Source organism: Sphingobacterium siyangense, from assembly GCF_007830445.1.
Taxonomy (GTDB): domain Bacteria; phylum Bacteroidota; class Bacteroidia; order Sphingobacteriales; family Sphingobacteriaceae; genus Sphingobacterium; species Sphingobacterium siyangense.
In genome coordinates this window covers 238,208-245,823 of record NZ_VLKR01000004.1, presented here as the reverse complement: position 1 = coordinate 245,823, position 7,616 = coordinate 238,208, and the positions used below count along the sequence as shown (strand labels likewise).

Here is a 7,616-nt window from a genome sequence, read left to right as displayed (position 1 = left end):
AGCTGTTGCGCGGATCAGTATATTCGAAGCAGCTATGCCAACCTTGGTCACTTCAGGGATCATTGCCGAACAATACCATCTGAATACCAAGCTGGTCAATCTGGTTATCGGTTTTAGTATTGTTGTGGGGCTGCTAACAACTGCATTTTGGGATTTTGTTATTCGACTTTTTTTCTCCTAGCCTACGGTTGCATTGATTGATTGATTGATTGATTGATTGATTGATTGATTGATTGATTGATTGATTGATTGATTGATTGATTGATTGATTGATTGATTGATTGATTTTGAAAACAGCGTAAGCCTGATTTGGCAGCAATTTGTCTTATCCGAAGTATTATGTAGGCGGGGGGATGTATTCACTTCGTAACATTTTGATAGTGAATCATCTCATGCGAACAACTTTTTTGCTGTTCAACTGTTATTGGGCTATAACCATCTATAAAAAGGAGGTATGTTATGAACCTGATACACAAAATTGAACATTGGGGCGATGCTCATCACCCACAATGGATTGATTACCTAAGAATAGCCTTAGGGGTCGTTATTTTTGCCAAAGGTGTAAGTTTCGTAAATGATAGGGATGTTGTTCAACATATGATTGAGCAAAGTAGTTTCCACTTATCATCATGGGGTGCTGTTCACTATGTGGTTTTTACCCATTTGGTGGGAGGGTTGTTCCTAATTTTAGGTTTTCAAACCCGTTTGGCCTCACTACTGCTATTTCCGGTACTGGTAGGGGCTGTATTTTTTGTTAATATCACCCACGGGTTTAGTTATTTGAATTCCGAATTGTGGCTTTCTATAGTCGTATTCTTTTTGCTGATCTTTTTTATGGTCATGGGCTCTGGAAAATACTCCCTAGATCAAATGATGAACAAACCAGGATACAAAAGGGATATCTAAAAAAAAGCTCCTTCATACATGAAGGAGCTTTTCTTTTTTTATTTGCCTTGCTCGTCAATCCATTGGCGTGCATTAACGAATGCTTCAATCCAAGGAGAAACTTCGTCCTGACGACCTTTTGGATAATTTGCCCAATGCCATTGGAACACCGAACGCTCAATATGTGGCATAGTAGCCAAGTGGCGCCCTGTCTTATCGCAAACCATTGCTGTATTATAGTCCGAACCATTTGGGTTATGCGGATATTGCTCATACGCATATTTTGCAACGATATTGTATTGCTCTTCAGCATACGGAAGGTTGAATTTTCCCTCCCCATGTGAGATCCAAACACCCAATGTACTTCCCGCTAGTGTCGATAACATGACGGAATTGTTTTCCTGAACTTTTACAGATACAAAGTTTGACTCGTGTTTTCCGGAAGTATTGTGTAGCATTTTTCCGTGAATTTCATGCTCAGGATTGATCATCTCAAGTTCCATAAATAGCTGACAGCCATTACAGATACCAACCGAAAGTGTATCCGGACGAGCAAAGAAATCGGTTAGGGCTTTTTTCGCTTTTTCATTGTAAAGGAAAGCTCCAGCCCAACCTTTTGCCGAACCCAATACATCTGAGTTCGAGAAACCGCCTACAGCACCGATAAATTGGATGTCTTCCAATGTCTCGCGACCAGTTATCAAATCGGTCATGTGAACATCTTTTACATCAAAACCTGCCAAGAACATGGCGTTAGCCATTTCGCGTTCAGAGTTGGAACCTTTCTCACGAAGGATCGCAGCTTTCGGACGTGCCTTAGTTCCGTCAATGTTAGGTTTCTTACCATCAAATTGACTTGGGAAAGTAAAGGCTAGGGGTTGATTTTTATAATTATCAAAACGTTGTTGCGCTGTTCCATTTTTAGATTGCTTTGAATCCAAAAGGAATGATGTTGTAGACCATACATCACGTGTTGCTGCGACATCAAAGCTGAATACCGCTTCTTGATTTTTAATCGTTACCGTATTACCTTCGATCACCTGACCAATTTTAACCGCGTCCACAGCAGCTTCCTTGACAATCGCTTCAAAAGCAGCGTCGTCTTTCGCCTGCAGGACAAGTGCAATATTCTCATTAAAGAAGGCTTTTACGCTATCAGATTCATTTAAAGCTGAAAGGTCATAGTTGGCGCCGAGATTAACATCGGCAAATGTCATTTCCAATAAGGTGGTAATCAAGCCCCCCGATCCGACATCGTGACCAGCTTCGATCTGTCCTTCGTTAATTAATTGCTGTACGGTATTGAATGCCGTTTTGAAATAAGCAGCATCTTGAATGGTCGGTACTTCAGTACCTAATTTATTGATGATCTGCGCAAATGACGAACCGCCTAATTTGAACTGATCTTTTGATAAGTTGATGTAATAGATCGATCCGGCCTTTTTGTTCAGCACAGGTTCTACCACTTTTGTGATATCAGTACAATTTCCTGCGGCAGAAATGATCAATGTGCCTGGGGCAATGACGTTTTCGCCGTTTGGATATTTTTGTTTCATCGACAAAGAATCTTTTCCCGTTGGGATATTGATTCCCAATGCAATGGCAAAATCCGAGCAGGCTTTAACAGCTTGGTATAAGCGGGCATCTTCCCCCTCATTATTGGCCGCCCACATCCAGTTGGCCGATAGGGAGATTCCTGCGAGGCCATTTTTGATTGGCGCAAATACGATGTTGGAAAGTGATTCGGCAATAGCCGTTCTACTTGCCGCCGCCGGATCCACCAAGGCAGCAACAGGGGAGTGACCTATTGTTGTCGCAATACCTTCTTTACCTTTATAGTCAAGTGCCATAACACCGACGTTGTTCAACGCCAATTGCAATGGACCTGCACATTGTTGTTTGGCAACACGGCCACCAACACAACGGTCTACTTTATTAGTTAACCAATCTTTCGAAGCAACAGCTTCCAATTGTAATACTTGGTTTAAGTAGTTTGGAATGTCGGCTGCATCATAAGCAAGATCAGCATAATTGCGAACGACGGTTTTATCGCGCATGAAAGTTTTTGGCGATGAACCAAAGAAATCTTCAAGGGCGTAATCCATTGGTTTTTCACCTGTACTTTTCGATTCGAAAGTAAAGCGGTGGTCGCCAGTGACATCACCTACAGTGTACATTGGTGCACGTTCGCGGTCTGCAACACGTTTTAACGTGTCAATATCATCTTCAGCGATCACAAGTCCCATACGTTCTTGCGATTCATTACCGATAATTTCTTTTGCCGATAGTGTAGGATCTCCTACAGGAAGTGCATCCAGGTCAATTAAACCTCCGGTCTCTTCAACAAGTTCAGATAAACAGTTTAAGTGGCCACCTGCACCATGATCATGGATAGAGACAATTGGGTTATGATCGGACTCTACTAAGCCACGAACAGCATTTGCGGCACGTTTTTGCATTTCTGGATTGGAACGTTGAATCGCATTAAGCTCAATTCCAGAACCAAATGCTCCTGTATCTGCAGAAGATACAGCGGCTCCACCCATTCCGATGCGGTAATTTTCACCACCTAGGATAACGACTTTATCACCAGTTTTCGGCGTATGTTTTTTCGCTTGATCTAGTTTTCCATAGCCAACACCACCAGCTTGCATAATGACTTTGTCGTAACCAAGTTTACGGCCATCCTCTTCATGCTCAAAGGTCAATACAGAACCTGTAATGAGGGGCTGACCAAACTTATTACCGAAGTCAGAAGCACCGTTGGAAGCTTTGATCAGGATGTCAACTGGGGTTTGGTATAACCATTGACGCTCTTGCATCGCATTTTCCCATGGGCGTGTTTTGTTGAGTTCCTTTGCTGGCTCAGTTACTGTTCCTGCCTGAAGGTCCAATTTATTTTGTTCCAATCGCGAATAAGCAGTCATATATACGGCTGTACCCGCCAATGGAATCGCTCCTTGGCCACCGGCCATACGGTCGCGGATTTCACCACCTGACCCAGTAGCAGCCCCCGAAAATGGTTCTACAGTAGTAGGGAAATTGTGTGTTTCTGCTTTTACTGATAAAACCGAATCAAATGCTTTCTCTTCGTAAAAATCAGGTTTGTCGGCAGATTTAGGCGCAAATTGTGTGACACGTGGACCTTTAACAAAGGCAACGTTATCTTTATAAGCAGAAACAATCTCGTTCGGATTGGTTTCAGAAGTCTTTTTGATTAATTTAAATAGGGAAGTGGGCTGCTCTTCGCCATCAATGATAAAGGTACCATTGAAAATCTTGTGTCTACAGTGTTCAGAATTTGCTTGTGAAAAAGCGAATACTTCCGAGTCTGTAAGCAGACGACCCAACTTGGTCGAAAGATTATTGAGGTAGTCTACTTCTTCTGGATTTAGCGCAAGGCCCTCAGATTTGTTGTAGGCCTCGATGTCTTCAATTTCCAATATCGGTTCAGGTGTGATGTTGACGGTATACATGTCCTGTGTCAACATACTGAACTTTTGTGAAATCATTGGATCGAAGTCATTGAAATCCGCTGGTACCGGTTGAAATTCTTCTATACGAACAATTCCTGCAATGCCCATATTTTGTGTGATTTCTACGGCATTGGTACTCCAGGGAGTAACCATCGCAGCGCGGGGTCCTACAAAGTAATGGTTAAGGTTTTGGTCGTCTAGTTTTTTGGCGTTGCCGAATAGCCAGTTGAGTTTAGTAATGTCTTCTTGTGATAAAGAGTTTACGCTTTGAACACCATATACAGTGTTCGATGGGTTCTCAAAGAAATGAATCATTATAAATGTTTGTTTTGAACGTTCTTCAAATTAAAGCACAAAGTTACATATTTATTTTGATGGAAATGCTTGAATTTTCATTAAAAAATAGGCTCAGGTTGCGTTTATTGGAAAAGGCCAAAATTGCTGTTTTGTGTAAATAAGTGTAAAGTTGTGTTAATTCATGTAAATAAAAGTTATAATTAATAATTGCATTCGTTTCGTTCGGGGAAAGCCCCTACATTCGCAGCATTCATCACCTATGAATAAATATGATTATCCTTGGGAAGGGGTTTATGAACTCCTTCATACGATCTCTTCCTTCGGTATGAATCTAAGGTCCAAATAGCTAACTTGGTTCTATCGTATCAACTTTCCAAAAAAGATAAAATCGCTTGCTGCCTAGCTTAATGAAGTCTTTTGAGGAGCCTACCTACTGCATTAAATTCAGACCAACTGTTGATGAAGGGTAAATTGACGTTGGATATAAACTCAAATTTATCTAAGTTTGTGCATCAAATCAAATTCGAGATGAATATTTCATATAATTGGTTAAAACAACACGTTAATATAGATTCGACACCGGAGGAACTATCGCTTATCTTGACAAATACAGGATTGGAAGTAGAAGCTTTGGACGTCGTGCAGAGTATCCCAGGTGGATTGGATGGTTTGGTTGTTGGTGAAGTGAAAACTTGTGAACAGCATCCTAATGCCGATAAATTAAGAGTAACTACCGTTGATGTCGGTGGACCGGAGTTATTGCACATTGTATGTGGCGCACCGAACTGTCGTACAGGATTGAAAGTCATTGTTGCTACAGTGGGCACGACATGTCATCCGCTTACAGGAGAGCCTTTTAAAATTACCAAATCTAAAATTCGTGGTGAAGTTTCCGAAGGTATGTTATGTGGAGAAGATGAAATCGGTTTAGGAACATCCCATGCCGGTATCGTTGAATTACCAGCTGATGTTGCCGTGGGGACCCTAGTGAAAGATCATTTCAATATCCAGGATGATTACCGTTATGAAATTGGTTTAACACCAAATCGTGCAGATGCAGCTTCGCATTTAGGCGTTGCAAGAGATATTGCGGCACATTTTCGTACACAAGTGTTAAAAGCAGATGTTTCTGCATTCAAGGCTGCTGAGGCTGAGGGAACGACAGTGGTCGTTGCGGACGCACAGGCGAGCCCACGTTATAGTGGTATCAATATTACTGGTGTTCGCGTTGGCGAATCTCCAGATTGGTTGAAAGAGAAATTAAATGTTATCGGTGTTCGTCCGATCAATAATATTGTCGACGTCACAAATTATATATTACACGATTTAGGTCAGCCATTGCATGCTTTTGATGCTGATAAAATTGCGGGAAATAAAGTCCTAGTTCGTCTTGCGACAGAGGGCGAGAAATTTGTTACCCTGGATGGTGTGGAGCGTACCTTGTCTGCAGAGGACTTGGTGATTGCCGATGCTGAAAAACCGATGTGTATTGCGGGGGTTTTTGGTGGAGCACATTCTGGTGTATCAGCCGAAACGACCAATGTATTTTTGGAGTCAGCTTATTTTAATGCTGTTTCTGTACGGAAGACTTCCAAAAGACATGGTTTAAAAACAGATGCTTCTTTCCGTTTCGAACGGGGTACCGATCCAAATATTACGGTTGAAGCATTGAAGCGCGCTGCTTTATTGATTCAAGAAATTGCAGGTGGAACGATTTCATCTACCCTAAAGGATGAGTATCCTGTTGTGATTAAACCGTTTTCATTTCACGTGAGCTATGCGAATGTGGTTCGTTTGATCGGTCAGGCGATTCCAAATGAAGAAATTAAATCCATTATTGTCGCTCTTGGCATTGAAGTCACTTCAGAAACTGAAACAGGCCTTGATGTGTTGGTGCCGGCATATCGCGTCGATGTCACACGTGAGGTAGACGTTGTGGAGGAAGTGTTGCGTATTTACGGTTATAACAATATTGAGTTGAAGTCACAGATTAAGGCCTCTTTAAATACGGTTGAAAAGCCAGATAAGGAAGTTGTCTTAAATCAATTGGCTGATCTGCTCATTGCAAATGGATTTCGTGAGATTCTGTCCAACTCCCTAACAAAGCTGGACTATGCGGATGATAGCGAAACGGCGGTTAAATTGTATAATCCATTGAGTTCGGATTTGGATACGATGCGTCAAAATATGGTGTTTTCTGTTTTGAGTGCGATTGAATATAACCAAAAACGAAGAAACTTTGATCTGAAATTCTTTGAATTCGGTAAGACTTATGCGCTGGATGGTGAAGGTTATAAAGAAACACAGCACCTGGTTTTTGCCATGGCGGGTAAAAATGAAGCTGAGCAATGGAATAGCAAAAAAGATGCAGTTAATTTCTATAACCTAAAAGCAGCCGTAGATACTGTTATCAAAAGGCTGAAAATTGAAGGAATTCAGATACAAGATGCTACAAGTTCCCATTTTGCCTATGGTTTGAACTATATGAAAGGGCAGAAATGTTTGGTTTCATTTGGTGCAATTGCAAACGCAGATTTGAAAAAAGCAGATGTTGAAGGTCAGGTTTTCTTTGCTGATTTTGACTGGGATGTTTTGATGAAAATTATTCGTAAGAATAGCATTCAATATAAAGAAGTTTCCAAATTCCCGGCTGTACGCAGAGATTTATCGCTCTTGATCGACGAAAATGTAAGCTTCGATAAGCTACAATTTGTCGCTCAGAAGACCGAACGCAAGCTTTTAAAGGAGGTAAATGTGTTTGACGTGTATAAAGGTGATAAAATTCCGGAAGGGAAAAAGTCTTATGCTCTGAGCTTTATCTTGCAGGATGAAGAAAAAACACTTACTGATAAGCAAATTGATGCGATAGTTCAAAAATTAATTGTTAATTTTGAGAAGGAACTAGGCGCGGAAGTGCGTGGTTAATTAGAGATACAACATTAATTGGTAATATTCAAT

3 protein-coding genes and 1 pseudogene are annotated in these 7,616 nt (G+C 41.2%); 3 read left to right on the top strand and 1 reads right to left on the bottom strand.

Annotated elements, in window-relative coordinates; translation table 11 throughout:
• Positions 1-181 (top strand): annotated as a pseudogene (locus tag IQ31_RS06280) (AEC family transporter); the annotation flags it as partial.
• Between the two features lie 278 nt (positions 182-459).
• Positions 460-906 (top strand): DoxX family protein, encoded by a 447-nt coding sequence (locus IQ31_RS06270; protein ID WP_075991990.1) that lies wholly within the window; start codon positions 460-462, stop codon positions 904-906.
• A 38-nt stretch (positions 907-944) separates the two neighbouring features.
• On the opposite strand, the gene purL is transcribed toward IQ31_RS06270, so the two are convergent.
• The gene (gene purL / locus IQ31_RS06265) at positions 945-4,676 is read right to left on the bottom strand and encodes a phosphoribosylformylglycinamidine synthase (protein ID WP_145327470.1); all 3,732 of its coding nucleotides are present in this window, start codon (positions 4,674-4,676) and stop codon (positions 945-947) included.
• A 510-nt stretch (positions 4,677-5,186) separates the two neighbouring features.
• Here purL and pheT point away from each other — a divergent pair.
• On the top strand, positions 5,187-7,583 hold the full coding sequence (gene pheT, locus IQ31_RS06260; protein ID WP_145327469.1) for a phenylalanine--tRNA ligase subunit beta: 2,397 nt from the start codon (positions 5,187-5,189) through the stop codon (positions 7,581-7,583).
• The last annotated feature ends 33 nt before the right edge of the window (positions 7,584-7,616 follow it).

What these genes read in the sequence shown, in the direction of transcription:
- IQ31_RS06270 (WP_075991990.1), top strand. Translation starts at nt 460, where the DNA reads ATGAACCTGATACACAAAATTGAACATTGGGGCGATGCTCATCACCCA.
- purL (WP_145327470.1), bottom strand. Translation starts at nt 4,676, where the DNA reads ATGATTCATTTCTTTGAGAACCCATCGAACACTGTATATGGTGTTCAA.
- pheT (WP_145327469.1), top strand. Translation starts at nt 5,187, where the DNA reads ATGAATATTTCATATAATTGGTTAAAACAACACGTTAATATAGATTCG.